The organism is Streptomyces sp. NBC_00390, assembly GCF_036057275.1.
Classification (GTDB): domain Bacteria; phylum Actinomycetota; class Actinomycetes; order Streptomycetales; family Streptomycetaceae; genus Streptomyces.
This window is the reverse complement of sequence record NZ_CP107945.1, coordinates 3600763-3626215: the sequence shown is the minus strand read 5'-3', so window position 1 is coordinate 3626215 and position 25453 is coordinate 3600763. Positions and strand designations below refer to the sequence as shown.

The 25453-nt window shown below is 70.6% G+C and carries 23 protein-coding genes and 1 pseudogene; 17 read left to right on the top strand and 7 right to left on the bottom strand.

All coding sequences use genetic code 11. The features are described 5' to 3' along the window. Positions 1-49: 49 nt before the first annotated feature. Both OHS70_RS15550 and OHS70_RS15545 read left to right on the top strand, forming a co-directional pair. Positions 50-346 (top strand): DUF4229 domain-containing protein, encoded by a 297-nt coding sequence (locus OHS70_RS15550; RefSeq protein WP_328397833.1) that lies wholly within the window; start codon positions 50-52, stop codon positions 344-346. A 291-nt stretch (positions 347-637) separates the two neighbouring features. Further along, entirely contained in the window at positions 638-2008 is a 1371-nt protein-coding gene (locus OHS70_RS15545) for a dicarboxylate/amino acid:cation symporter (RefSeq protein WP_328397831.1), read from the top strand. Positions 2009-2051: 43 nt separating this feature from the next. Here OHS70_RS15545 and OHS70_RS15540 read toward each other — a convergent pair whose 3' ends face one another. Beyond that, positions 2052-3158, bottom strand: coding sequence for a glycosyltransferase (locus tag OHS70_RS15540; RefSeq protein ID WP_328397829.1), 1107 nt, complete (start codon positions 3156-3158; stop codon positions 2052-2054). A 1117-nt stretch (positions 3159-4275) separates the two neighbouring features. Between OHS70_RS15540 and OHS70_RS15535 the strand changes: the two genes are divergently transcribed. Both OHS70_RS15535 and OHS70_RS15530 read left to right on the top strand, forming a co-directional pair. Then, positions 4276-4767, top strand: a complete 492-nt coding sequence (locus tag OHS70_RS15535; RefSeq protein ID WP_328397827.1) for a hypothetical protein — start codon at positions 4276-4278, stop codon at positions 4765-4767. Between the two features lie 263 nt (positions 4768-5030). Beyond that, entirely contained in the window at positions 5031-5693 is a 663-nt protein-coding gene (locus OHS70_RS15530; protein WP_328397825.1) for a TetR/AcrR family transcriptional regulator, read from the top strand. Positions 5694-6186: 493 nt separating this feature from the next. Here the strand turns inward: OHS70_RS15530 and OHS70_RS15525 are convergent, their stop codons facing one another. Next, positions 6187-6390, bottom strand: a complete 204-nt coding sequence (locus tag OHS70_RS15525; RefSeq protein WP_003967102.1) for a cold-shock protein — start codon at positions 6388-6390, stop codon at positions 6187-6189. A gap of 306 nt (positions 6391-6696) precedes the next feature. Between OHS70_RS15525 and OHS70_RS15520 the strand changes: the two genes are divergently transcribed. The 9 genes from OHS70_RS15520 to OHS70_RS15480 all read left to right on the top strand — a co-directional run bounded on the left by OHS70_RS15520 (position 6697) and on the right by OHS70_RS15480 (position 17524). Further along, positions 6697-7578 (top strand): menaquinone biosynthetic enzyme MqnA/MqnD family protein, encoded by an 882-nt coding sequence (locus tag OHS70_RS15520; protein ID WP_328397823.1) that lies wholly within the window; start codon positions 6697-6699, stop codon positions 7576-7578. 126 nt (positions 7579-7704) lie between these two features. Next, a complete protein-coding gene (locus tag OHS70_RS15515; protein ID WP_328397821.1) occupies positions 7705-9420 on the top strand; it encodes a serine/threonine-protein kinase in 1716 nt (571 codons plus the stop codon). 214 nt (positions 9421-9634) lie between these two features. Continuing rightward, positions 9635-11929, top strand: a complete 2295-nt coding sequence (locus OHS70_RS15510; protein ID WP_328397819.1) for a serine/threonine-protein kinase — start codon at positions 9635-9637, stop codon at positions 11927-11929. Between the two features lie 78 nt (positions 11930-12007). Then, positions 12008-12679 (top strand): hypothetical protein, encoded by a 672-nt coding sequence (locus OHS70_RS15505; RefSeq protein ID WP_328397817.1) that lies wholly within the window; start codon positions 12008-12010, stop codon positions 12677-12679. 50 nt (positions 12680-12729) lie between these two features. After that, positions 12730-13944 carry a cyclic dehypoxanthinyl futalosine synthase gene (gene mqnC, locus OHS70_RS15500; RefSeq protein ID WP_328397815.1) on the top strand — a complete coding sequence of 405 codons (1215 nt, stop codon included), beginning with the start codon at positions 12730-12732 and terminating at the stop codon, positions 13942-13944. Positions 13945-13951: 7 nt separating this feature from the next. After that, entirely contained in the window at positions 13952-14593 is a 642-nt protein-coding gene (locus OHS70_RS15495) for a hypothetical protein (protein ID WP_328397813.1), read from the top strand. A 95-nt stretch (positions 14594-14688) separates the two neighbouring features. After that, complete coding sequence (locus OHS70_RS15490; RefSeq protein ID WP_328397811.1) at positions 14689-16161, top strand: hypothetical protein; 1473 nt, start codon at positions 14689-14691, stop codon at positions 16159-16161. Continuing rightward, positions 16158-16883 (top strand): hypothetical protein, encoded by a 726-nt coding sequence (locus OHS70_RS15485; protein ID WP_328397809.1) that lies wholly within the window; start codon positions 16158-16160, stop codon positions 16881-16883. Before OHS70_RS15490 ends, OHS70_RS15485 begins: the two co-directional genes overlap by 4 nt. Further along, on the top strand, positions 16880-17524 hold the full coding sequence (locus OHS70_RS15480; RefSeq protein WP_328397807.1) for a hypothetical protein: 645 nt from the start codon (positions 16880-16882) through the stop codon (positions 17522-17524). The genes OHS70_RS15485 and OHS70_RS15480 overlap by 4 nt, the downstream gene beginning before the upstream one ends. Here OHS70_RS15480 and OHS70_RS15475 read toward each other — a convergent pair. The 3 genes from OHS70_RS15475 to OHS70_RS15465 all read right to left on the bottom strand — a co-directional run bounded on the left by OHS70_RS15475 (position 17454) and on the right by OHS70_RS15465 (position 19344). Then, positions 17454-17798 (bottom strand): LuxR family transcriptional regulator, encoded by a 345-nt coding sequence (locus OHS70_RS15475; protein ID WP_328397805.1) that lies wholly within the window; start codon positions 17796-17798, stop codon positions 17454-17456. The genes OHS70_RS15480 and OHS70_RS15475 overlap by 71 nt on opposite strands. 165 nt (positions 17799-17963) lie before the next feature. Next, a complete protein-coding gene (locus OHS70_RS15470) occupies positions 17964-18917 on the bottom strand; it encodes a hypothetical protein (protein WP_328397803.1) in 954 nt (317 codons plus the stop codon). A gap of 7 nt (positions 18918-18924) precedes the next feature. Beyond that, positions 18925-19344 carry a peptidase inhibitor family I36 protein gene (locus OHS70_RS15465; protein WP_328397801.1) on the bottom strand — a complete coding sequence of 140 codons (420 nt, stop codon included), beginning with the start codon at positions 19342-19344 and terminating at the stop codon, positions 18925-18927. 162 nt (positions 19345-19506) lie between these two features. Here OHS70_RS15465 and OHS70_RS15460 point away from each other — a divergent pair, with 162 nt between their 5' ends. Further along, positions 19507-19998: a hypothetical protein gene (locus tag OHS70_RS15460; protein ID WP_328406199.1), complete on the top strand. Its 492-nt coding sequence runs from the start codon at positions 19507-19509 to the stop codon at positions 19996-19998. Between the two features lie 66 nt (positions 19999-20064). Here the strand turns inward: OHS70_RS15460 and OHS70_RS15455 are convergent. Further along, positions 20065-20352, bottom strand: a pseudogene (locus OHS70_RS15455) (sigma factor); the annotation flags it as partial. 150 nt (positions 20353-20502) lie between these two features. Here OHS70_RS15455 and OHS70_RS15450 point away from each other — a divergent pair. From OHS70_RS15450 to OHS70_RS15440, 3 genes are all read left to right on the top strand, one after another. Then, the gene (locus OHS70_RS15450) at positions 20503-21198 is read left to right on the top strand and encodes a demethylmenaquinone methyltransferase (protein WP_328397799.1); all 696 of its coding nucleotides are present in this window, start codon (positions 20503-20505) and stop codon (positions 21196-21198) included. Positions 21199-21232: 34 nt separating this feature from the next. Further along, complete coding sequence (locus tag OHS70_RS15445; RefSeq protein WP_328405646.1) at positions 21233-22144, top strand: glutaminase; 912 nt, start codon at positions 21233-21235, stop codon at positions 22142-22144. A gap of 122 nt (positions 22145-22266) precedes the next feature. After that, positions 22267-24888, top strand: coding sequence for a zinc-ribbon domain-containing protein (locus OHS70_RS15440; RefSeq protein WP_328397797.1), 2622 nt, complete (start codon positions 22267-22269; stop codon positions 24886-24888). Here OHS70_RS15440 and OHS70_RS15435 read toward each other — a convergent pair. Next, entirely contained in the window at positions 24875-25396 is a 522-nt protein-coding gene (locus OHS70_RS15435; protein ID WP_328397795.1) for a GNAT family N-acetyltransferase, read from the bottom strand. The two genes, OHS70_RS15440 and OHS70_RS15435, sit on opposite strands and share 14 nt — an antisense overlap. Positions 25397-25453: the final 57 nt, after the last annotated feature.

The following is a 25453-nucleotide window of genomic DNA, read 5'->3' as shown; positions in this document are numbered from 1 at the left end:
ATGCTTCACTGGACGGGCACGTCTGTCGTTTGCAGAGAGAAGGCCCGCCGTGTCCGCTGGAAAGACGAGCGCCGCACTCAAGTACACCGCCATGCGGCTCGCGATCTTCGTCGGCTGCTTCGTCGTCGTGGCCGGCCTGGTGCAGTACGGCATCCTGCCCAAGGGGCTCGGCGAGTCGAACTTCGTCTGGGTCCTCCTGCTCGCCCTCGTCCTGTCCGCGCCGCTCAGCTTCGTGCTGCTGCGCAAGCAGCGTGACGCCATGTCCGAGCAGATCGTGACCAAGGTCGACAAGGCCAAGGCCCGGCTGGAGGCCAACCGCACCCAGGAGGACGCCGCCTCCCAGTAAGGGGGACGGGCCGGGGCCGACAGCCCCAAAGGGTGGCTTTGAGGTTCTCAAAGTTCAAGTGTTAACGTGTCGGCGTGAAGACAGCAGCGCGCCCTGACGACGCCGCGAGCATCCCGCTCGTGGCGCGCCTGCATGTCGATCTGTGCCGCTGTATGTCCGCGGTCTGTTGCCGCTAGGGCTTGTCCCTGGGTTCGACCCGGCATCACACAGCGGCGCCACGCGGTCTCGCGCACCGGACGCCGCACCCCCATCCCCCTTCAGTGCCCTTTCACGCCCTTCTGGAGTGCGTCCGTGTCCGCGAACACCGCGTCCGCCCCTGCCGGAAAGCCGTCCGGCTCCGGCTCCCGCATACCGAGGTTCCCCATACCGAGGATCCCCTTCTGGGCCCAGATCGTCGCCGGTCTGGCGCTCGGCGTCCTGCTCGGCTGGCTCGCCCGCGGCCAGGACATCGCCTGGCTGAAGGACACCCTCGACCAGGTCGGCTCGATCTTCGTCCAGCTGCTGAAGCTGGCCGTCGCGCCACTCGTCTTCTTCGCGATCCTGGTGTCGATCACCAATCTGCGTAAGGTCAACAACGCAGCGAGGCTGGCCGGCCGCACCCTCCTCTGGTTCATGATCACATCGCTGATCGCGGTCGCCATCGGCCTGGTCATCGGCCTGGTCACCGACCCCGGCGCGGGCACCGGCCTCACGCCGAAGGACGGCAAGCTGCCGGAGGGCTCCGGCTCCTGGATCGACTTCCTCACCGGCATCGTCCCGACGGACGTCATCACGCCCTTCACCGAGCTGAACGTCCTTCAGATCGTCTTCATGGCCGTCGTCGCCGGTATCGCCGCCCTGGGGCTCGGCGACCGGGCCAAGCCGATCCTCGCCCTGAGCGAGTCCGTCCTGGAACTGCTGCAGAGGGCCCTGTGGTGGGTCATCCGCCTGGCGCCGCTGGGCACCGTCGGCCTCATCGGCTTCGCCATCGCGGACTACGGCTGGAACCTGATCGGCAAGTACGCGACCTTCACCGCCGACGTCTACATCGGCTGCGCCCTGGTGCTGTTCGGCGTCTACCCGCTGCTGCTCGCGACCGTCGCCAAGGTCAACCCGCTGCAGTTCTTCAAGGGGGCCTGGCCCGCCATCCAGCTGGCCTTCGTCTCCCGCTCGTCGGTCGGCACGATGCCGGTCACGGTCAAGGTCACCGAGCGCCTCGGCGTTCCGAAGAACTACACGAGCTTCGCCGTGCCGTTCGGGGCCACCACCAAGATGGACGGCTGTGCCGCGATCTACCCGGCGCTCGCCGCGATCTTCATCGCGCAGATCTTCGATGTGCAGCTGGGCGTCCAGGACTACCTGCTGATCGCCTTTGTCTCGGTCGTCGGCTCCGCCGCCACCGCGGGCCTGACCGGTGCGACGGTCATGCTGACGCTGACCCTCTCCACCCTGGGCCTGCCGCTGGAGGGCGTCGGTCTGCTGATGGCGATCGACCCCGTCCTGGACATGATCCGGACCGCGACGAACGTGGCCGGCCAGGCTCTGGTGCCCGTGCTCGTCGCGGCCCGCGAGGAGATCCTCGACCGTGATGCGTACAACGCCGCCACCTCCTCGCCGATCGACGGCGCGGATGCGTACGAGGCGGTGGCCGACGCGAAGCCGGCCGTAGCGGTCGCCGCATAGGGCGGAGTGACGGCGCAGGCCGGCCGGTCGTGGGTCTCTCCCGTCAGCGGGGGAGACCCACGACCGTTTCGGTCCTCGGGGCGGCAGGCCCCAGCCGCTGCACCGCGTATCCACGGTTGATCCGCGTCTGCTTCCGGTACTCCTCCGGCAGGTCGGGCATCGCCAGCAGGCGGTCGCAGGCCTGAAGTGAGGTCTCGTACTCGCCCACCCAGTACGCCGTGATCGAGAACTCGAACAGCATGCCCCAGCGGTACACCCAGGGCTGGATGAACAGCAGGTCGTCCGGCTGCCGGCGGTGCAGGCCCGCGGCGGCGAAGGCGTGCGCGGAGCGATGGCGGCCCATGCGGCGCAGGCGGGACGCGAGTTCGTAGCAGGCTTCGAGGCGGTCCGGGCGGAATTCCCAGGCGCGGGACAAAGAGTCCATGGCGGCGGGCCAGTCGTCGGACTCGGCCTGGAGGATGCCGACCTGGAGGAGCGAGTAGTAGACCTCCTCGGCCCAGCCGCCCATGCCCGCCCGGCGTTCGTAGAGGTCGATCGCCTCCGCGGTGCTGCCCATGTCGCGCAGGGTCTGGGCGAGGTAGAACACCGTGCGGGTGTTGGACGGGTCGCGTTCGAGCTCGGCGCTCAGCAGGCGCTGGTCGCGTTCGAACTTGTCGTGGCGGGAGCCGCCGTCATGGTGGTCCTCGATGACGAGCGCGTCGAGGTTCTCCTGGGTCTCGCGCCGGTCGGCCGTGAGGTACTCGTGCGTGACGCCCTCGTATCGCCAGGGGAGCGATCCGCGGACCAGGCGCCGGATGCGGTACTCGGTCGCACCCTCGTGGCGCAGCATGTACGCGTCAGCCCTGAGGCGGGGCAGTGGGGCGTCCTGGCGGAGCACCAGGTCGGCGTCGAGGAGCAGCAGGTAGTCGGCCTTGCCGCGGGCGTGGCGGAGATTCAGGCTCCGGTTGTGGCCGAAGTTGACCCACGGCTCCTCGTGCAGCTCGCCCGGGATGCCCTTGAGCGCGTTGCGGATCAGCTCCTGGGTTCCGTCGGTCGAGCCGGTGTCGGAGATCACCCAGGTGTCCACCAGGGGTAGTGCGGACGCGAGGCATCGCTCGATGACTTTCGATTCGTTCTTGACGATCATGCACAGGCACACAGACGGTTTCACGGCATCACCAATCCGGCGGGTCGGTCCGGCGGTGACCCTATGCAGCGGACCTACCGGCCCGGGGACGGCACGCCGACGGCCTTTTCACGTTCGCTGCCGTGTACGCACCCATTGGTGTTTGCCTCATAGTCCATTGCGTTGATAACTCCGCAAGTTTCTCAAGCCGTTGCGTCTGCGAACCGATGATGCCGAGGGAAGCTCGAACTCGCTTCCGGAGAGTCACTCGAACTGGTTCAAGAAGGAGCAGTGTATGAGTCCTGAATACAGGACCAAGTCCCCTCTGGGCCCGCTTCCAGGGCGACGCGCTTGGCTGACCGGCGGAACGATCGCGTCGCTCGCGCTCGTGCTCACAGGGATTGCCAGCCCCACGATCGCCGCTGCGCAGGGCGCCCCGGCGGCCGCCGACGTTGCCGTGACCAGCCCGTCGGACAGGGACAAGGACAAGTGCGTCGTCGCCAGGCCGGGGCCCAGGGCGGCGGAGGCCTTGCCGCAGGACAGGGACAAGGACAAGGGCGAGAAGTGCAAGGTGGGCCCCACAGGTCCCACCGGTCCGACGGGTCCGCAGGGTGACACCGGCGACACCGGCGACACCGGCGACACCGGCGACACGGGTCCGACCGGGCCTACGGGTCCGCAGGGTGACCAGGGTGACACCGGTGACACGGGCCCGACCGGGCCGCAGGGTGACCCGGGTGACACGGGTCCGACCGGTCCGACGGGTCCGACGGGTCCGACGGGTGCGACGGGTGAAACGGGTCCGACGGGTCCGACGGGTCCGACGGGTGCGACGGGTGAAACGGGTCCGACGGGTCCGACGGGTGCGACGGGTGAAACGGGTCCGACGGGTCCGACGGGGCCGACCGGTCCGACGGGTCCGACGGGTGACACGGGTCCGACCGGCCCGACGGGTGAAACGGGTCCGACCGGTCCGACGGGTCCGACGGGTCCGACGGGTGACACGGGTCCGACCGGACCGACGGGTGAAACGGGTCCGACCGGCCCGACGGGTGACACGGGTCCGACCGGCCCGACGGGTGAAACGGGTCCGACCGGTCCGACGGGTCCGACGGGTCCGACGGGTGACACGGGTCCGACCGGACCGACGGGTGAAACGGGTGTGACGGGTGCGACCGGTCCGACGGGTCCGACGGGTCCGACGGGTCCGACGGGTCCGACGGGTCCGACGGGTCCGACGGGTCCGACGGGTCCGACGGGTCCGACCGGGCACTGCCACGACACCGACTCGTTCACCTTCGTCACCGGCCGTGAGCACGTCGCCGTGGTCAACGACGACGGGGCGTTCATCAAGGACGAGGCCGATGGCCCGGTGTGGGAGGACCTCGACGACGCCAACAACCCGCTCTTCCCCGCGGACTCCTGCAGCGTCGACATCTCGGTGGACGGGCTTGACGCGTGGGTCAGAGTGGTCGCCCCGGACGGAAGTCTGTGGGAGACACACGGAGACGTTGTCGTTGACGACATCACCTGGGACGAACCCTGGGTTGCGGTTCCGCCGGCAGGAGGACCGCCGCTCGCCTTCGGTGCGAGCGAGTTCAGCGGTGCTCTGGGCGCGCTGAATTCCCTCCCGAGGAGCATGAAGCGTTCCTGACCCGGTCGGGATCGTGACGACGCGTGCTGTGCCCGTTCCGCGGGTGCAGCACGCGTCTTCGTGTTCGGCGGTCCCGGGGCGCCCGCTGCGCAGGGCCAGGTTCCCGAGGCTCTGCCAGGTCGTGGGCGGCGCCGGCGCCTGCCGCCGCCCCCTGTGCACCGAGGCGGTGCTCGCTGCGGCCGCTCACCGCACCGCGCTACGGTCGCCGTGAAGGGGGACCGTAGGCTTACCGCCGAGTAAGGGTGTGGGGGAGGATCTCTGACATGGATGCTGTGAAGGGCGCGAAGGCCAAGCGCATGCCGCGCGCCGTGCGTGAGCAGCAGATGATGGACGCCGCAGTGCAGACCTTCGGGCAACGGGGCTACCGGGCGGCGTCGATGGACGAGATCGCCGAGCTGGCCGGGGTGTCCAAGCCGCTGGTCTATCTGTACCTGAACTCCAAGGAAGAGCTCTTCACCGCCTGCATCCGGCGCGAGGCGAAGGCGCTCACGGAGGCCGTGCAGGCGGCCATCCAGCCGGAGCTGCCGGCCGACGAGCAGATGTGGGCGGGGCTGGAGGCGTTCTTCCGGCACACCGCCGAGAATCCGGACGGCTGGTCCGTGCTGCACCGCCAGGCCCGTACCCACGGCGAGCCGTTCGCCGCCGAGGTCACCAGGATGCGGGAGGAGATCGCCGACTTCGTGACCGGTCTCATCGGTGCCGCCGCCCGCCAGGGCGTGCCCCGGGCCTCGCGCCGGGGAGCCGATTTGGCCGACCGCGACATGGCCGGCCTCGCCCAGGCGCTGGTGGGCGCCGCCGAGTCGCTCGCCGGGTGGGCGAACGAGACCGGCGGGGTCTCGGCCAAGGAGGCCGCGGGCATGATGATGAACTTCGCCTGGACGGGTCTGGGCGGCCTCATGCGCGGTGAGCGCTGGTCCCACCGCTGACACCACCGGCGGGATGGATGCGGCCGCCGGCGCCGCGCAGCCGGAAGACCGTGCCGGTCGCGGTTCTGCGGGCCGCGTAGGCGATGTCGGCCGGGGACAGTTCGGGCGCCTTGCACTCCGCCTCGGCGGCTGCCGCCGGTCCGCCTGCCCGCTCCGCATCCGCCAGGGGCGATCCATGGGCGCGCCCGGGTCACGAAGCCCCGCCGGCCGCCGGTCAGCCGCAGCCGACAGTTCCCGTCCGACACCACGGGTGGAGACGTGGGAGCGGGGCGTCGCACTCCGGCGCTTCCGTCACGCCCCGCGGTGCTGTGGCAGCACAACGAGTCCGCGTGTGGCGGACCTGGCTGTCGTCCAGGGCGCGCCACAGCGGCATCGGTGGCGGTCACTCGGGTGAGCCTCCGGGGAAAGGCAGGAGCCCCGTTCCGTACGAAACCGTACGGAACGGGGCTCCTTGGGTACTGCTAAGTCGTGCGCGATCGCCGACCCAGGCAACTTAGGCCGGGGTGACGTTCTCCGCCTGCGGGCCCTTCGGACCCTGAGTGACGTCGAAGTTCACGACCTGGTTCTCCTCGAGGGAGCGGAACCCGGACGCGTTGATCGCGGAGTAGTGGACGAAGACATCCGGGCCGCCGCCGTCCTGGGCGATGAAGCCGAAGCCCTTTTCAGCGTTGAACCACTTGACGGTTCCGGTAGCCATAAGCCCTCCTTGGGCCAAAGGGTTGCCCTGCTCCAGAACCTGCAAGAAGTCTGAAAACTACAAAAGCCTGCGGGTTACATGCTCCGCAGGCTCTGTACTGCAAGGGAAACCAAACTGCAACTTGCGTCGAGCCTAGCACGCAGCGTGTGCGAAGCGGTAGAGGGAAAGATCACGTCACCCGGATGTTTGACTCGATCTTGATGTGTTGACAGTCCGCGGCGAGGAACCGCAGCTCGGACGGGGGGCGCGGGCGGATCGCCGAGCCCCGGCGGCGTCGTCGGTATGTCGCAGGTCTAGCCTCGCGCTGTGGACAGCCTTGGAGAAAGCACAGCAACCGCAACCGATCACCGTCGCAGTCGGCCACGTGTGGGACACATCCAGTTCCTGAACTGTTTGCCTCTTTACTGGGGGCTGGCCAGAACCGGAACTCTTCTCGATCTCGAGCTCACCAAGGACACCCCGGAGAAGCTCAGCGAGCAGCTCGTGAACGGCGAACTCGACATCGCGCCGATCACCCTTGTGGAATTCCTGCGCAATGCGGATCGGCTGGTCGCTTTTCCCGACCTGGCCGTCGGCTGCGACGGTCCGGTGATGTCCTGTGTGATCGTCTCGCAGCTGCCGCTGGAACGGCTCGACGGTGCCCGGGTGGCGCTCGGTTCGACCTCCCGTACCTCCGTACGGCTCGCCCAGCTGCTGCTCGCTGAGCAGTACAAGGTGGAGCCCGACTACTACACCTGCCCGCCCGACCTCGGGCTGATGATGCAGGAGGCGGAAGCGGCCGTCCTGATCGGCGACGCCGCGCTGCGTGCCTCGCTGCACGACGCGCCGCGCCTCGGCCTCCATGTCCATGACCTCGGGCAGATGTGGAAGCAGTGGACCGGGCTGCCGTTCGTGTTCGCGGTGTGGGCGGCGCGCAAGGACTACCTGGCGCGGGAGCCCCTCGTCGTACGCAAGGTGCACGAGGCGTTTCTCGCCTCCCGGGACCTGTCCCTCGAGGAGGTCACCAAGGTCGCCGAACAGGCCGCGCGCTGGGAGGCGTTCGACGCCGAGCTGCTGGAGCGCTACTTCACGACACTGGACTTCCGGTTCGGTGCGCAGCAGCTCGCCGGTGTGCGGGAATTCGCGCGGCGGACCGGGCCGACGACCGGATTCCCTGCCGATGTCGTGGTGCATCTGCTCGACGGCTGAGTTCCTGGTGTGCTGCCGGCTGTGTCCTTCGCCCGCTGTCGACCGTGTCCTTCGCGTGCTGCGCACCGGGCCGGGCCGCCCCTAGGCTGAGCTCTCGTAATCGGCAGCGCGACCGGGGGAGTTCGAATGCAGCCGCTGGATCCGGGTGAGCCGAGGAGTATCGGTGCCTACCGGCTGCTCGGCAGGCTGGGCGCGGGCGGCATGGGCCGCGTCTACCTCGGCCGCAGCACCGGCGGCCGTACCGTCGCGGTGAAGGTCGTCCACCCTCACTACGCGCTCGACGAGGAGTTCCGGGCCCGGTTCCGGCGCGAGGTGGCCGCGGCGCGGCGCGTCGGCGGCGAATGGACCGCGCCGGTGCTGGACGCCGATCCGGACGCCGCCACGCCCTGGGTGGTCACCGGGTACGTCGCCGGACCGTCGCTGTCCCAGGCGGTCGCCGAGCACGGCGCGCTTCCTGATGCGGTGGTACGGGCGCTGGGCGCCGGACTTGCGCAGGCCCTCGTGGCGGTCCATGCCCTGGACCTGGTGCACCGGGACGTGAAGCCGTCCAATGTACTGCTGACCCTGGAGGGCCCGAGGCTGATCGACTTCGGGATCGCCCGGGCCACGGACAGCACGGCCTCGCTCACCTCGACCGGTGTCTCGGTGGGTTCTCCCGGCTACATGTCCCCGGAGCAGATCCTCGGCAAGGGCATCACCGGTGCGGCGGACGTCTTCTCGCTGGGCGCCGTCCTGGCGTACGCGGCAACGGGCGAAGCCCCCTTCCCGGGTGACTCGTCGGCCGCGCTGCTCTACCAGGTGGTGCACGGAGAGCCGGAACTGGGCGCGCTGGAAGGCGGGTTGCGGGAGCTCGTGGCGGCGTGCCTCGCCAAGGACCCGGCGGCGCGCCCGACGCCCGACGAGATCGTGACCCGGCTGGCTCCGGACGGGACGGTGGCGCTGATCACTGCGGGCCGGCTGCCGGGGCCGCTGGTCGAGCAGATCAGCCGGGCGGCCGTGGAACTGCTGAACCTGGAGGCGCGGCCGGTACCCGACCCGGTGGTGTCCGGGCCGGTGGCGTTCAGCAGCCCGGCGATCGGCGTCTTCGGGCCGCCGGTCGAGCCGCAACCGGGGCCGCACGTGGCGCAGCCGGCACCGCGGCCGTCCGCACCGCGGCCGTCGGCCGGCCCGGAGGTGCCGCCGGCACGCACACCGCAGACCGGTACCGGCTCCGGGCGGGGCACCGGGTTCTCCGTATCGGCGAGCGCCGCCCCGGACCCGGGCACGGGCGGAGCCCGCCGGAGCCGGCGCATCAGCTGCACGGTGGCGCTGACCGTCGCGGGCGCACTCGCCGCGGTGACGCTCGGCACCGGAATGCTGCGCGATCTGTGGCGCGGAGGTGACGCGGACAGAGGCAGCGACGTGGCGGTGGAGCCGCCCGGGTCGACCGGGCCTGCCCCCACCCGCAGCGGCTCTTCGTCCACCGCGCCCAGGCTGGTCGACGCGGTTCCCGCGGCGTTCGTCGGCACCTGGCAGGGGGAGATCACCCAGGACAACGGTCTCTCAGGAGGCCTGCTCACCGCAGTGATCACCAAGGGCAAGAAGGGTGAGAACGTCGTCCGCACCTCCGTGACACTCGGCCCGCTCGAATGCAACGGTGTGGGGGAGCTCGCCTCCGGGACGGAACGGGAGCTGCGTGTCACGGAGAGGACGGATCCGGACCGACCGCCGTCGCCGCTGTGCACAAGCGGCACCACGACGGTGACGTACACACTCGCCAAGGGCGGGACCCTGCGCTACCGGTCCCAGGAGGACGCCGCGGGCAACCCGTACGCGACGCTGGTGAAGAAGCCGACGGGCTGAGGCAGTTGCCGTGGTGCGGGTGGCCCCCGGCGATGACCGTTCTCACCCCGCGGCTGCGAGGCGTCGGACGTCACTGAGGGCTGTGTGGCCCGTGCCGCGCAGGGGCTCCGCAGCATCGGCGAACGATACCCAGCGGCCCCCGTGACCCCCTGCACCTCTACTGTGGGCCGAAGTCACAGGAATTCGGAAGCGCAAACGCTCGGGGGATGCGGACATGGAACCGCTGCAGTCGGACGATCCACAGGAGTTGGGCACCTACCGGCTGCTGGCGCGGCTCGGTGCGGGTGGCATGGGGCGCGTGTACCTCGCCCGCTCGCCCGGGGGACGTACGGTCGCGGTGAAGGTGGTCCGTCCCGACCTGGCGGCGGATCAGAGTTTCCGGCAGCGTTTCCGGCACGAGGTCGACATCGCGAAGGCGGTCTCCGGACGCCACACCGCCCCGGTCGTCGATGCTGACCCGGAGGCCCCGTTGCCGTGGCTCGCCACGTCGTACGTCCTGGGCCCCGATCTCACCGATGTCGTCTCCGTGCACGGTGCGTTGCCCGAGCACACGGTGCGTGCGCTCGGTGCCGGGCTCGCCGCCGCTCTGCAGGAGATTCATGCGGCCGGTCTGATCCACCGCGACCTCAAGCCGTCGAACGTACTGCTCGCCCCCGACGGGCCCCGCGTCATCGATTTCGGCATCGCGCGGGCCGTGGACGGAAGCCGTATGACACAGACGGGAGTTGTGGTCGGTTCGCCCGGCTACATGCCTCCGGAGCAGGCGCTGGGGCAGGATCTCGGCCCGGCGGGCGATGTCTTCTCGCTCGGCGCGGTGCTGGCCTTCGCCGCCACGGGGCGCAATGTGTTCGGCGAGCTGGCACCGGCGGCCATGCTCTACCAGGTGGTCCACGCGGAGCCCGATCTCGCCGGGGTTCCGCAGCAGCTGACCGGCCTGATACGGGCGTGCCTCGCCAAGGACCCGGCTGCCCGGCCGGCCCCGGCGGAGATCCTGCGGTCCCTGGCTCCGGAGGGTACGGGCCGCATTCTGGCGGACTGGCTTCCCTCAGCGGTCTCGTCGACGATCGCGACCCATGCCGCCGGCATCCTGGACCTGGAGACTCCGGCCCACGGGAGCACGCCGGCAACACCGCCCGCCGCTGCGCCGTCCCAGGCAGGTCCCGGCCGTACCCCGACGACGCTGGACACCCCGGGCCCGGGCGCAACGGCAGGTGCTTCACGGACCGCGGGCTCATCGCTCGTCGGCACGGTGCGGATCGGTGACCCGACGACTGCCGTGCCGTCCCGCCGCCGATTCCTCGGCCTGGCAGCGGGTGGCGCCGCAGGCGTGGCACTGGCGGGCGGGGGTGCGGCCTGGTGGCTGGCCGGGGACCGTGACCGGTCCGCGGCAAAGAACACCACGGACAAGGACGGCCGCAAGAGCCGGGAGCCGGAGCCGGAGGTCTTCACCACCCCGCCGAACGGTGTTGCCCCGCAGCCCCTCTGGCACAAGCAGGCGCCAGGTCTCTCCCGCCACTACGACGTTCCGCCACAGGCGTTCGGTGACCTCTTCCTGGTGCTCGGGGGGACCACGTCCGCGTACGACGTCAGGACGGGCAGGCAGAAGTGGTCCCGGAAGGAGATCTCCGGCCCCGCGGACACCATGACCGTGTCCGGCAACACCCTCTTCCTGCCCGGCGGGGACTACGACGGGACGATCGTCGGCTACGACATCCGCACGGGCAAGGAGCACTGGCGTGCCCAGCTCGGCGGAAAGATGACCACGGGCGTCCAGGTCGCGGCCGTCGACGGCAGACGGATCTATGTGATCGCCGATCTCGACCACAGCGACCCGGCCAGGAGCCTCAACGCCATCGCGGCGGTCGACATCGCAAGCCGCAAGGTGGTCTGGCGGGAGCAGCGCGACGAGGGGACCCAGGACAAGGTGGCGCTCACCGTGGGAGGGGGCTACCTGGTCTACGCACACGGCTCGATCGCCGACGAGCGGTACAACCTCACCGTGCGCAGCGCCGCCACCGGCAGGCAGGTGTGGAACCGCAGGATCGCCGACGACGAGGTGCAGCCCACCCTCTTCGGCGGGAAGGTGTACCTCGGGGGCGACGAGCGGCTGCTGGCCGTGGACCTGAAGTCCGGCCGGGACAGCTGGTCCCTGTCCGCCGATGGGCGGCGGGGCTTCCAGCGGCCCTCGATTCTCGACGGCGTGCTGTACGCCATGGATTACGAGAGCGGTGTCTGGGCCGTCGACCCCACGTCCGGCAGGAGGATCTGGCGGAACGAGGACATGGGCCGCCGTCCCTTCGGCGACCGGATCGTGCGCGCCGCCGACTCCCTCTACATCGGTTCGTTCTTCGAACACGGCGGTGTCTACGCTTTCGACGCGAAGACCGGCACCCTGCGGTGGACGTACAACGACGGGGTCGAGGCCGACAGCGAATGGCAGATCGCCCGTGCCGGCAACCGGATCCTGGTGGCCCACGAGGACCATCTGTACGCGCTGCCGGCCGTCTAGGAATCGGCGACCGCGCAGGAATCGGCGGCCGCACGGCCGTCCGCCACGCTCACCAAGGGTGCTGACTGAACTGTGGACATGACCCAGAACAAACCGGCGGCGGGCCAGGAGCTGCCGCCGCCTCCGACCCGGGCGCAGATCCGGAGGAACTCACTGATGTGGGCGCTCCTCGTCCCCGGGCTGCTCACCCTCGCAAGCCTCGCCGCCCAGTACCCGTTCGGGACAGCGGTCGGTGTGGTCCTCGGGCTCGGAACCCTGGCGGTGACCCCCGTGCTGCTCGGCGGCCGCTGGCACCGGTCGGGTGCCGCGACGCTCGCCTGCGTGTGCGGCTTCGCGCTGATGTTCTTCGCGGGCCCGGGGCTCTACGAGCTGTACATGAAGCGGCTCGGCGAACCCGTCCCCGCGATGGTCTCCGCGACAGAGGAGAAGGAGGAGGTGCTGCACTGCCGGGTGGTCGAGATCGAGAGCCGGACCGTGCACGACGTGTCGCAGCAGCAGAACTGCTTCGGACACATCCGGATGCTCCAGCGTGTGACGCTGCACGTCGACCCGCTGGGCCTGCTGGAGCCGCGGCTTCCGGACGGTCCGGACCAGGAAGGAACCACGCGGCTGACGCTGCTGATCGGCGCCGGTCTGTTCGGCGCGACGAGCGGTGCGGTCCTCTGTGCCGGACTGCGCAGGCGTTCCTCGGCGACGGCGAGCCAGGCGGGTGCGGGAGGCGCAGCCGAGTCGCCCGGGGCCGTGGCGTAGCCTGGATCGGTCCGTAGATCCACAGCAGAACCGCCGAAGGGTGACGCCCGGTGACCGAGAAGGCCGACCTTACGACCGTTGATGTCGCAGCCGTCCTGGACCGTGCCGCCGCAGGCGGACGGATCACGCCCGAGGAGGCGCTCGAGCTGTACCGGTCCGCGCCCCTGCACGCCCTGGGCGCGGCCGCGGACACCGTGCGGCGCCGGCGGTACGCGGGTACGGAGCACATCGCGACGTACATCATCGAGCGCAACATCAACTACACCAACGTGTGTGTCACGGCGTGCAAGTTCTGCGCCTTCTACGCCCCGCCGAAGGACACAGCCAAGGGCTGGACGCGCGACCTGGACGACATCCTGCGCCGGTGCGCCGAGACCGTCGAGCTCGGCGGGACGCAGATCATGTTCCAGGGCGGCCATCACCCGGACTTCGGCGTCGAGTACTACGAGAAGCACTTCGCCGCCATCAAGAAGGACTTCCCGCAGCTGGTGATCCACTCGCTTGGTGCCTCCGAGGTCGAGCACATGGCCCGGATCTCCAAGGTCTCCGTCGAGGAGGCCATCACCCGGATCCACCGGGCCGGTCTCGACTCCTTCGCGGGCGCCGGCGCCGAGCTGCTGCCCGAGCGGCCGCGCAAGGCGATCGCCCCGCTCAAGGAGTCGGGTGAGCGGTGGCTGGAGATCATGGAGATCGCGCACGGCCTGGGTGTCGAGTCCACCTCCACGATGCTGATGGGCACGGGCGAGACCAACGCCGAGCGCATCGAGCATCTGCGGATGATCCGTGAGGTGCAGGACCGTACGGGCGGCTTCCGCGCGTTCATCCCGTACACGTACCAGCCCGAGAACAACCACCTCAAGGGCCGTACGCAGGCGACGATGTTCGAGTACCTGCGGATGATCGCGATCGCGCGGCTCTTCCTGGACAACGTCGCCCACATCCAGGGCTCGTGGCTGACCACGGGCAAGGAGATCGGTCAGCTGTCGCTGCACTACGGCGCGGACGACCTCGGCTCGATCATGCTGGAGGAGAACGTGGTCTCCTCGGCGGGGGCCAAGCACCGCTCCAACCTCCTCGAGATCATCGACATGATCCGCAAGGCCGACCGGGTCCCGGCGCAGCGCACGACGACGTACGAGCACCTCGTCGTGCACGACGACCCGGCGAACGACCCGGTCGACGAGCGGGTCGCCTCGCACATCTCGTCCACGGCGATCGCGGGCGGCACGGCGCATCCCGAACTGAAGCTGCTCGCCTCCAACTGAGGTCGTTTTGCTGACGATTCACGTCGCGGACCGGGTCTTCTGCGGACGCGACGAGGCAGAGGCCGTCGCCGTGGACGCCGGGCTGATCATCGCCGTGGGCACGTACGAGGCGATGGTCGCGGCGCGCCCACAGGCGCGGGTACGGCGCTGGCCCGGGCTGCTGATGCCCGGTCTGCGGCACCCGCAGGCCGTGGCCCTGCTGGAGGCGGCCTACCACCCCGATCCGCGCGAGGCCGACGAGCTCGGCACCGAACCCCTCACGGGCGGCGCTCTGGCGGCGCTGGCGATGGACGACGCGCGCTGGGGTGCGAGCGCCCGGCGCGGGCTGCAGCGGCTGCTCGGGCACGGAGTGACCGCGGTCGACGGGCCGTTCGTACGGCCGGCGGTACGGACGGCGGTCGCCCGGTCGGGGCTGCGGGTGCGCGCACCACGAAATCCTGGGCCGCGCGAGACGTTGTCGCTCGATCCCTTCGTGGGCTTCCCGCTCCGTGTGCTGATCGACGGATACCTCACCGCCGGCAGGCCTGCGGACTTCGCCGTCTTCGACGTTCCGGTGGACGAACTCCCGGCCCGTGCGCTGCGGCTGAGCGGTGCGGGCAGTTGCGTCGCGACGGTGCTCGGCGGCCGGCTGGTCTTCCGGCGGCGGTGAACGGGGCCGCTCCACTTGCCTGTTGACGGTCCGCCTGGCGGGGAAGAGTGCCGACGACTGTCGCCGACAGGTGCACCACTAGGGTTGACGACCACATGACGGGAGGGTCTGATGTGGCGTACGTGATACGAGTGGCGGGTGCTGCTCTCGGTCTGCTGACGGCGGCCGCGGCCTCCGGCCTCACCGGGACGGCCGGTGCCGCGCACGCCGCCGAACGTCCGCCCACACGTGCCGACATCGCCGCCGAGGCGCTGCGCAAGGACTCCGTCTACATCAGCCCGCACATCGACCCGAGCGCGCTGGGTCCGAAGGACATCGAGCGCATCCGGGCGGCGGCCGGAAAGGTGGAGGCCGACGGTACGCCCGTCTACGTATCCGTCAGCCCGGTGTGGGACGGCGACGGCAGCGGAGAGTTCGGCGTCGCGTATCTCGCGCTGCTGCACGACCGGCTCGGCAAGGACGGCGTCTATCTCCATGTCGCCCAGGACGGCGATGCGCGCCTGCGCGAGTACGGCGCCCCGGCGTCCGGTGGCCGTGACTCGGACATCGAGAGCAAGGTCCAGGACTGGAGTGACGACGAGAGCGCCTCGCTCGCCGACATCGCCGTCGTCGCGCTCGACGGGCTGCGCACCGGCCAAGTGCCGCGCAACAGGAACCGGATCGCGGAGGAGCGGGCCCACCGGGGCCCCGAGTACCGGGCGGAGAAGGCGGCTTTGTGGGTCGGGTCGGCCGGTGCGGCCGCAGTGGCCGCGCTCATGCTGCTGCACCGCTTCACGGACGTGCCGCTGTGGCCGAGGCGCAGGCGCACGCCGCAGCCGCTGCCCGATGTCGACTGGAGTTCCGCCCCGGCTCTTCCGGACCACTCGTACGACACGCTCCACGACCTGGCCAAGCGTCGCACGGACGCCCTGAAGGACGCGGTGGTGGCGGCGGAGTCTGCCGGGCTGAAGACGGCGGGCTCGCTCGCCGACGAGGCCTGGGACCTCGCCGACGACCTGGTGATCTCCTCGCTGCCGCTGACGCTCGAACCCGACCCGGAGATCGTCGCCGAGAAGGGTCTGGCCTTCTGGGAGGAGCGGCTGGCGCTGGTGCAGGGCATCGATCTGCCCGACCTTCTCGCCGCGATCGAGGTGAGCAGGACCGGCATGCTGGCGCTCGCCGCCCAGCGCGACGGGGTGCCGCTGACCGTCGAACCGCCCTGCTGTCACAACCCGTTGCACGAGCGCGGGACCGCCCGCACCCCGTGGACCCGCGACGACGGCGAGGTCACGGAGATCGCCGTCTGCCCCGCGTGCGCCGAGCACGGACCCGATCCGCTGCTGGTGGCGACGGAGGAGGGGATGGTGCCGTACTACGAGTCCGAGTACACGAACGCGATGTGGTCGGTGACCAGGTACGGAGCCACATCGCCCGACTGGTCTCCGGAGGACCTGATCGAGTTCCTGGGGAGGTGGGCCGAGGAGTTCGACGACGACGAGCCGGACGAGGAGCCGGACGACGCCCGGGATCAGGGCCCCGCCCCAACCGCCGCACCAGGCACCGACCACCAAGGGGAGGCCCGCTCATGAGAAGGACGGCAGGGCTTGTGCTGGCCGCCGCCGCACTGCTCGGCGTCGGCGCATCCGCCCCCTACGACCCGGTCGAGCGGGCTGCCGCCGCGCTGCGCGAACGGCCCGTGTACGTCGATCCCGACCTCGGCTACCTCCTCACGCCCGAGGACCGGACGAAGGTCGAGGACGGGCTGAGGAAACTCGATGCCCCCGTGTTCCTCGCGGTGCTGCCCGGCGTGCCCCAGGGCTACATCAACGCACCCCGCAACCGCCTGCTCGCCGAGCGGACGGGCCGGGACGGCGCGTACATCCTGGTCACCGACCGCGGCTGCTTCGGCGTCAACACCCAGACGCTGCCCAAGAAGGACCCTTTGGAGATCCCGCAGCAGTGCGAGGCCACCAGCGCCGCGATCCGCGATCTCACGCTCGACTACGCGCGGGCCGCCGACCGGCTCGCCGATGCCCCGCCGGGCAAGCTGAGCGGCCCGACCACCTGGAACGAGCCGGCCTCCGACGACGGCACCGACGAGAGCGCGAGCGAGCACCCCGACGACCGGCTGTCCCTCGGCGACTGGGCCAGGATCTCGGCCGTGCTGATTCCGGGCGCGCTTGTCGGAGCGTATGTGCTGAGGCCCCTGGTGCTGCTGGTGGTCCGGCTCGTACGCCGCCGTCCCCAGCCCACCCGTAAGGCCCGGCGGGCCATGGCCGAACTCGACGCCCGGCTGGAGGGAGTCCGATGACCGCCGTACGCCGTGTCTCTGTGCTGGTACCGCTGCTGCTGATCGCCGCCTTGGCGGGCGCGGCGCCCGCAGGTGCCGCCGATCGGCCCGACCGGGCCCGGATGATCGCCGAGCGGCTCGCCGAGGACCCCGTCTACGTCGACGCGGAGAGTGCGGGGCAGCTCGCCGCGTCGGTGCAGCAGCGCATGCGCAGGCAGATCCGCGGTTCCAAGGTACCTGTCTTCGTCGTCGTCGCCCGCAGCAACTTCGACTCGCGGGACCCGTACGAAGGCGATCCCGAGATCCTGCTGTCCTTCGTCCACGACCGGCTGCGTCGCGACGGCGTCTATGTCGCGGCGAGCGAGGACGGTGACCAGCCGGTCTCCCAGGAGTACGGCGTCGACCGCGACGCTGCCACCGCCGAACTGCTGGGCGAGTACGACGAGCCGCTCGACGTCTCGCTGCCGCGCTTCGTGGACGCGGTCGTCTCGGGGACGGCCGAGGAGCAGTACGACGAGGAGAACGGCTGGACCGACGACGAGGCCGAGGACAAGAACACGATGTCCGGGCGGACCGCACTCGGCATCGTCGTCACGATCGTCGTCGTGTTCGGCGGCCTGGCCGTGTACCGCCTGCGCAAGGGGCCCGGATTCCGCGCGTAGCGGCGTCCAGGTCCCGCAGCGCCGCCAGCAGGCACAACTGGAGCCGGGACACGTCTCCCAGCTTCCTGCGCATGTTGGCGACATGGAACTTCACGGTGCGCACGGAGATGTGCAGTGATGCCGCGAGTTCCTCGTTCGACGGAGCGGTGTGCAGCCGGGCGAACAGCATGACTTCCTGGCCGGTGAAGTCGGCGATCCGCTCCGCCGCGCTCCGTAAAGCGTGCGCGTCGTCCCGTCCCGCTATGTACGCGGTCCATGTGTGCGTATCCGGCATCCGCCCCCCAGCCCTGGATTGGATCAGTCGCGCCGCGTAATCATACGATCACCATGACGTACGGGCTGGACGGTTTTCGGGCAAACAACGGGACGGCGAATTCCGGCTGTTGGGCTGTCCGCCTGCTTTCCGTTTTCGTGTGCGCGGCCTGTTCGCCTGTGCGGCCTATTCGCCGACGAGCGACGCGGCGAGTCGGAGCCGTTCCTCGCCCTGTTTACGGACGAGTTCGAGTGTCTCCGCGTGCTCGTCGACGAGCTGACGCTGGTACGCGGATTCCACCGCGTATGTGACGCCGACAAGATTCACTCGCTGCTTGCAGGCGACATCGGCCTTTGCCGCGGTGACAGCCCGTGGACTCGACAATTCCGCCTCGTCGAGCCCAAGTTGTTCCGGTACCTCGGCCGGATTGCTCACCGAGAATCCGCTCTCCTTCATGCACGCCGCCCATGTGCCGAATGCGGCCCGCACCCGCGAATCCTCACGGGAGCGCGTCTCGGCCTCGGCGGTGAGCTCGAAGACGAAGAGCAGATCGACGCTGTCCGGCGTCGGCGCGTACAGCTTGAGATACGACTCGCGCAGACAGCCGCCGATCGGGATCGCCCTGCCGTTGACCTTGACGTCGCCGGGGCGGCGGTCGGCCTCCTGCTGGCTCTTGGGAACGTCCTCGGGCCGCAGGTCCGCCGCCCCGTGCAGGGCCAGCATGCCGCTCTCGCTCAGCTCCGGCTGCGACGGCGGCCGCCTGGTGGCCCCGGGGCGGGGCGGCGGCGCATAGCCGTAGCGTGCGGCGGTCTGTGCGTCCGAGATCCCGTAGCGGCGGGCTCCTGCCTGACCGTGCGGTGCGCCGCCGAGGCCGGACGGTGCGCGGAAGGTGAAGCCGTAGCGCGCCATGCAGCGGCTGATCAGCATCTGCTGGGCCAGGCCGAGCTGCTCCTGGTCGGCCTCGCTGCGGTCGTAGGCGCTCAGCGGGAAACGGAGGTCCTGGGTGCGCAGCACGGTGGGCGTCGAGGTCACGACCGGCTCGCGGTGCGTGGCGCCGCCCCCGCCGCCGCAGCCGCCGAGTGGCACGGTGAGCAGCATGAGCACGGCGGGGGCGAGACGGCGGAGGGCGGACACGGGCATCGGCGGATCAGCTGCCGCACCGGCCCCAGTGATGGGACGAGATCTTGTTCTTGAACGTGCTGGAGGCATTGCCGATGTGACCTGCGGGGAGCGCGCCGTACGAGCCGCCCCAGTCGGTGTTCGTGTACACACACCACTGGAGCAGGGAGCGGTTCCAGTACGACTCGGTGTTGTCCTCGACCTCGTCGCCCGTACCGGTGCAGCTTCCCTTGAACTCGTTGTTGTCGAGCGTCCTGTCATCGGTGAACGAGTCATGGACGCAGCCCGTGCGGCCGGCCGAGTAGTACAGACCGAACTCGTTCGCCTCCAGTCTTCCGTCCTGGTTGGCGGCCAGCGCCGTGCCTCCCGTGGCGAAGGCCAGTCCGCCGGCCGCCGAGAACGCTGCGGCGAGGGTGGTCAGACGGCGTCCGAGCGACGGCTTGCTCATGCTCCACATCCTTGCGTCGGTTTGTTGCTCGACGGTCAACGGCAGAGCAGTGAAACAAGCCGTCCGGCGGTGCGTCTACTGTCCTCGGGGGCAGTAGACGCACCTGTGTTCGAGGTCTTAACTTCGCCTGGAGTTCCCTCAGTTGCTCTCGGGAGTACCTTGATGCCCCTCGCCTCACCGCGGCACTGCGCCGCGGCTGTCCTGCTGCTGACCGCTCTCACCGGGTGCGGGGGTCCGGGCGAACCCGACGCGGAGAAGTCGCCGCCGCAGAGCAGGGAGGACGCGGCCCGCTACCGGTGCCTGGAAGAGAACGGCATCGCTCTGACGAGGTCCGAGGCGGGCCATTTGCGGGTTGACAAGGACAAGATGAAGGAGCCCGACCTGCTGAAGGCCCAGGACGCCTGCAAGCACCTGCTGTCCGGGGAGGACCGGCAGGTCGACGAGGAGACGCTGGCGTCGGCCCGGAAGACCAGCGAGTGCATCCGCAAGAACGGCTTCCCCGGCTACCCGGACCCCGACCCGACCACCGGTGAGCTCGAGATGACCCCCGAGCTCACCAAGGCCGTGAAGAACCACGACCCGAAGCTGATCGCCGCGCACGACACCTGCGTCGGCCCCCGTGTCACCGAGGGCGGCCCGGTGGCCGGCGGATGACCACCCGCGAGGACTCCGCAGTGCCTCGCCGTGGCCGCGTCCGCGCGCCCCCTGTGCCGTACGGCCGCCGGCCGCCCTTGACAGGGCCGGCACATCGGCACTGCGGTGGGCCGGCAGATCGCGCAGTCTGCGGCGTCGCTCGGCCAGAAAGGTCCGGGTCAGCACGGTCCTCGCGTACGCGTCGGGACGGTCGGCGGCGACCCGGCGCCAGTGCTGGAACAGGTTGGCAAGGGTGGTCCGAGTGAGATCGCTCGCCGTATCGGCGTTGCCGCACAACAGGTACGCCGTCCGGTACGGCTTGCGCCGGCTCGACCGGGCGAATGCCTCGAAGCCGTGCTCGCTGCGGGGTGGCATCGGCCCTCCCCTCCGATCGTGCTGATCGCGGCAGTCATGAGCGCCCGCGCGCGGAAAAGGTTGCATCCGGATCCGGCGGCGGGGCCGGGCTCCGCGCGCCGACCGGCCCTGGTCGGCTGCCGAGACCGGCCGGGCTGCACAATGGGGGGCGTGACCCGAGCAACCCTGGACAAGCAGCCGCACGAAGTCGCCTCGATGTTCGACGACGTGGCGGCGAACTACGACCTCACCAACGACGTGCTCTCGCTCGGCCAGGACCGGCGGTGGCGCAAGGAGGTCGCCAAGGCGGTGGACGCCCGCCCGGCGCAGAAGATCCTCGATCTGGCCGCCGGCACCGGTACCTCGTCACTGCCGTTCACCAGGACCGGTGCATATGTCGTGCCGTGCGACTTTTCGCTCGGCATGCTGCGTGAGGGCAAGAAGCGCAACCCGTGGCTGCCGCTCACCGCGGGCGATGCGACGAGGCTGCCGTTCCGCGACGGCGTCTTCGACGCCGTGACCATCTCCTTCGGGCTGCGCAACGTGCAGGACACGGACGCGGCGCTGCGCGAGCTGTTCCGGGTGACCAGGCCGGGCGGGCGCGTCGTCATCTGCGAGTTCTCGCACCCGACGTGGAATCCGTTCCGGGTCGTGTACGAGGAGTACCTGATGCGGGCCCTGCCGCCGGTGGCCCGGGCCGTGTCGTCCAACCCGGACGCGTACGTCTATCTCGCCGAGTCCATCCAGTCGTGGCCCGAGCAGGCGGAACTCGCCGGGCTGCTGCAGAAGGCGGGCTGGACCCAGGTCGCCTGGCGCAATCTGACCGGCGGCGTGGTCGCGCTGCACCGCGGCACCAAGCCCCTCTAGGCAGACCGCGGTGGAGAGCTCGGCGGCACTCGCCGTGGACTACCAGGCGCTCCTGGAGCAGATCGCCGCCGACGTGGCACCGCTGGCCGGCAGCGGGACGCCCGCGGAGTACATCCCCGCCCTCGCCGCCGTCGATCCCCGCCGCTTCGGCATGGCCGTCGCGGATCTGAACGGAACGGTGTACGGGGTCGGGGACTGGCGGCACCCCTTCTCCACCCAGTCGATCACCAAGGTGTTCACCCTCGCCCTGGCTCTCGCCAGCGGCGGCGACAGTCTCTGGGAGCGCGTCGGCCGCGAACCGTCGGGCAACCCGTTCAACTCCCTGGTGCAGCTGGAGTACGAGAACGGCATCCCGCGCAATCCGTTCATCAACGCGGGCGCACTCGTCGTCACGGACGCCCTGCAGAGCCTGACCGGCGACGCGAGCAGCGAGCTCCTCGACTTCCTGCGGCAGGAGAGCGGCAACCCCGACCTGGCGTTCGACCCGAAGGTCGCCGAGTCCGAGTCCGCCTACGGCGACCGCAACGCCGCTCTGGCCCACTTCATGGCCTCGTACGGCAACATCGCCAACCCGGTGCCCACCCTCCTCGACCACTACTTCTGGCAGTGCTCGATCGAGATGAGCTGTGCGGATCTGACGCTCGCGGCCCGGTTCCTGGCCCGGCACGGGCTGCGCGCCGACGGCTCCCGGCTGCTGACCCGCAGCGAGGCCAAGCAGATCAACGCCGTGATGCTCACCTGCGGTACGTACGACGCGGCCGGCGACTTCGCCTACCGGGTCGGGCTGCCGGGCAAGAGCGGCGTGGGCGGCGGCATCGTGGCGGTGGTGCCGGGGCGCTGCACCCTGTGTGTGTGGAGCCCCGGCCTCGACGCACGGGGCAACTCGGTGGCGGGGGTGGCGGCGCTGGACCGCTTCACGACGCTGACCGGCCTGTCGGTGTTCTGACCTGCGACCCATCTCCCGTGCCGGAAAGGCAAGTTGACGGGAACCGGTGGACGGGGAAGATGAGTCAGTTGTTTACGGCTTCCTTATCTCGCTGCCCCCGCCTGCCACTTCGGAGTCCACCTATGGCGTCGTACTGCCCGCACTGCGGCAACCCGTCCCCGGACGAGGCACGCTTCTGCATGAAGTGCGGTCGCGAGCGACTGCCGGAGCCCGCGGCGCCACCGCCGGTTCCCCCGTCCGCGCCCGCCGTCCCGTCCGCGCCGCCCCCGTCGTACGCCGCACCGCCCGCGTATGCGCCGGGGCCGGTGCAGCCTTCCCCGGTCGGGGAGTTCATCGGCCGGGTCCTCCGCGGTGACTGGCTGAGCGCGGCCAAGGCGACGATCTGGCCGGCCGGGCTGCTGCTCGTGCTCGCGGCCGTGCTCGCCCTTCCCACGTACGGGCAGGACGACGACGTCGTCGTCGGCTGGAGCGACCGGATGAGGATCGCCCTCGCGATGCTGCTGCAGGGCGTCGGCGGAGGCATCGAGCTGGCGGCGGCGGATACTTCGCCGTACGGCCCGGGCGGCTACCCGGGCGGCGGCTACTCAGGCTCCGACTACTCCGGCTCCGGCACGGAGTCGATCGGCCAGGGCGTGGTGTCCTTCTCCCTGGTGCCGATGACGGTGACCGTGCTGTTCGTGGCGGCACTGTTCGTGGGCGCCAGGATGCTGCGCGGACGCGGCGAGGGCCTGGAAGCTGCCGTACGGATGTCGCTGCTGGTCACCGGCGAGGTACTCGTCCTCGGCCTGTTCGCCCAGCCCGAGGTCCAGGGTGTCGCGATCTCCTCGGCGCCGTTGCTCGCCGCGCTCGGGGCGCTCGCCATCTCCCTTGCGGTGAGCACGGGTGCGCTGCAGCGCGATCGGCTCGCCGCGTGGACGGGACAGCGGCCGGGAGCCCGGTCGGCGGTGCGCGCACTGGGCACGGCGGTGCGCGCGCTCGGTGTGGTGCTGGCGCTGTGTTCGCTGACCGGGTTCGTCCTGTACGCCAATGCCGATGACGTCGACGGTCAGGCGCTGCTGATCGCCCTGCCGATCCTGCCCAACATCGGCTTCGCGGTGCTCGGCCTGAGCTGGGGCGCGCCCGTCGACTACGCCATCGACGGGCAGCACTTCAGCGTGCTCGGGTCCGGTGCGGGGCACGGCAGCTTCGGACCCGGCGAGATCTCCGACGTGTGGGGCGGCGGCGCGGTGGCCGGGGCGCTGGCCCTCGGCACGGTGTGTGCACTGGTCATCGGCGTCCTCGCGGCCCGCCGCTCGGCCGACCGGCGGGAGCAGGTGCTGGCCGGGGCGTTCGCTCTGGGACTGATCCTGCTGGGCGCGGGCCTCGGCGGGCTCTCCGTCGAACTCGGGGGCGGTGTCCGGGACTTCGGGTCGCCCGGCAGCTCCGAGCTCGCGCCGAGCGTCCCGGACGTGCTGTTGTTCGGTCTGCTGTGGGTGGGCGGGGCGACGCTGCTGGGCCCGTACGCGCTGCGGCTGACGGGCGGCCACCCCGCTCCGCCGGTACACGGCCCCGGCCAGGCATGGTCGCCGGGAGTGCCGACGCCGCCGTTCGCGTCGCCGGCCGGTCCCGCTGCATCGGGGCTCCCCACGCCTGCGGGCGCGGCCGAAGCGCAGGCCCCGGCGGTGGCTCCGGACTCCGTACCCATGGCGCCTGCCGGGCCCGGGGCGGCCGCGACTCCCGCCGTGCCCGAGGCACAGGCCGGGTCGCCCGCGCTGCCCGGGGCAGGCGTCCCGGCACCTGCTGGAACGCCGACCGGACCGGCTGCACCTGGGATGCCGGCCGCGCCCGCGGGCCCGGCGACGGCGTCAGACCCCGGGATCCTTCCGGGTGCGGCCGAACCCGGTCCCACGGCGCAGCCGTACGGCGCGCATCCCCAGGTCGAGGCCCAGCCGCCCGGTACGCCGTACGCGGCTCCCGACCCGTACGCCGTCGCCGCCGCGCAGACCGCCACCGCGCACGTCGCCCCGGCCCCGGACGCCGAGGCCGGCAACGGCCGGCGTCGGAAGGTCCTCGTCTGGACGGCAACCCTCGTCGCAGCGTTCGTCGTCGGCGGCGGTGCCACGGCCGGTCTGCTGCTGTTCCAGGACAAGAAGGACGACACCACCGTGTCCCAGCCGTCCCAGGAGGCCGACAACAAGGCCCGGGCGACCCGGTCCCCCTCGCCTTCCCCTTCCGGATCCGCTTCCGCCTCCCCGTCCCCGTCCCCGTCCGCATCTGCGTCCCCTTCCGCGACCCAGGCGGACGACGGCCCGCTGCCCGCCGGAATGGTGCTCAAGCAGGACCCGGCGGGCTTCACGGTTGCGGTGATGGACGGCTGGACGCGCCGGCAGGCCGGCAGCCAGGTCTTCTACGAGGCGCCGACCGGCGGCGACTACCTCCAGATCGGCGTCATCAAGGACACCCCCATGACGTCGTACGAGAACCTCGTGGGCCTGGAGAAGAAGCACCTGGAGACCCCGGAGACCCGGTACGAGCGCAAGCAGCTGACCGAGAACACCTATCAGGACCGGCCGGGTGCGCTCTGGGAGTTCGTCCACGTCCCTGAGCCGGAGGAGGGCGCGCTCCAGCGGCACGTCATCGACCAGGCGTTCGTCGCCCCCGACGGCACGGAGTACGCGATCCTCGCCGCCGGCCGCGCCGACCGCTGGGACGCCGACAAGGACGTGGTGTTCTCCACCGCCCTCAGGACGTTCAGGATCGACTGAGGTCCAGCCGGAAGCAGTACCCCTTCCGCCCGGAATCAGGCGTCGCGAAGGTCTCGACGACCTCCATGCCGAGCCGCCGGGTCACGGCGATGGACCGCTCGTTGCGAGCGTCGATCATCGAGAACACCCGCTCCACCCCCGCCGCCCGTACCCGCTCCAGCGTGGCACGGGCGGCGGCCGTCGCGTATCCCTTGCCCCACGCCGCCCGGGCGAGCCGCCAGCCGATCTCGATCTCGCCGTACGGCCCGAAGCCCTCGTGCGGCCACGGCTGCGCGCCGGTGAAGCCGATGACCTCTCCGTCCTCGTCCAGCAGGGTCCACAGGCAGAAACCACGCTCCGCGTCGTGCCGCCGCTGGCGCGCCGTCAGCTCCTCGTACACGGACAGTTCCGCCGTGGCGCCGCCATGGAACTCCATGACGTCGGGGTCGTCGAAGACCCGGTGCCACGCCAGGGCGTCCTCATCGGTGGGCACACGCAGCTGTACGACGGGGAGCGGCCTGCTGCTCATAGACGGAGCCCTTCAGTCGGCTGATCAGTACGCCCCCATAGACTGCACACGTCCTGT

What these genes read in the sequence shown, in the direction of transcription:
- OHS70_RS15525 (WP_003967102.1), bottom strand. Translation starts at nt 6,390, where the DNA reads ATGGCTACCGGAACCGTCAAGTGGTTCAACGCTGAAAAGGGCTTCGGC.
- OHS70_RS15480 (WP_328397807.1), top strand. Translation starts at nt 16,880, where the DNA reads ATGACCGCCGTACGCCGTGTCTCTGTGCTGGTACCGCTGCTGCTGATC.
- OHS70_RS15470 (WP_328397803.1), bottom strand. Translation starts at nt 18,917, where the DNA reads ATGCCCGTGTCCGCCCTCCGCCGTCTCGCCCCCGCCGTGCTCATGCTG.
- OHS70_RS15510 (WP_328397819.1), top strand. Translation starts at nt 9,635, where the DNA reads ATGGAACCGCTGCAGTCGGACGATCCACAGGAGTTGGGCACCTACCGG.
- OHS70_RS15475 (WP_328397805.1), bottom strand. Translation starts at nt 17,798, where the DNA reads ATGCCGGATACGCACACATGGACCGCGTACATAGCGGGACGGGACGAC.
- OHS70_RS15485 (WP_328397809.1), top strand. Translation starts at nt 16,158, where the DNA reads ATGAGAAGGACGGCAGGGCTTGTGCTGGCCGCCGCCGCACTGCTCGGC.
- OHS70_RS15490 (WP_328397811.1), top strand. Translation starts at nt 14,689, where the DNA reads ATGACGGGAGGGTCTGATGTGGCGTACGTGATACGAGTGGCGGGTGCT.
- OHS70_RS15435 (WP_328397795.1), bottom strand. Translation starts at nt 25,396, where the DNA reads ATGAGCAGCAGGCCGCTCCCCGTCGTACAGCTGCGTGTGCCCACCGAT.
- OHS70_RS15460 (WP_328406199.1), top strand. Translation starts at nt 19,507, where the DNA reads ATGCCCCTCGCCTCACCGCGGCACTGCGCCGCGGCTGTCCTGCTGCTG.
- OHS70_RS15465 (WP_328397801.1), bottom strand. Translation starts at nt 19,344, where the DNA reads ATGAGCAAGCCGTCGCTCGGACGCCGTCTGACCACCCTCGCCGCAGCG.
- OHS70_RS15505 (WP_328397817.1), top strand. Translation starts at nt 12,008, where the DNA reads ATGACCCAGAACAAACCGGCGGCGGGCCAGGAGCTGCCGCCGCCTCCG.
- OHS70_RS15515 (WP_328397821.1), top strand. Translation starts at nt 7,705, where the DNA reads ATGCAGCCGCTGGATCCGGGTGAGCCGAGGAGTATCGGTGCCTACCGG.
- OHS70_RS15440 (WP_328397797.1), top strand. Translation starts at nt 22,267, where the DNA reads ATGGCGTCGTACTGCCCGCACTGCGGCAACCCGTCCCCGGACGAGGCA.
- OHS70_RS15530 (WP_328397825.1), top strand. Translation starts at nt 5,031, where the DNA reads ATGGATGCTGTGAAGGGCGCGAAGGCCAAGCGCATGCCGCGCGCCGTG.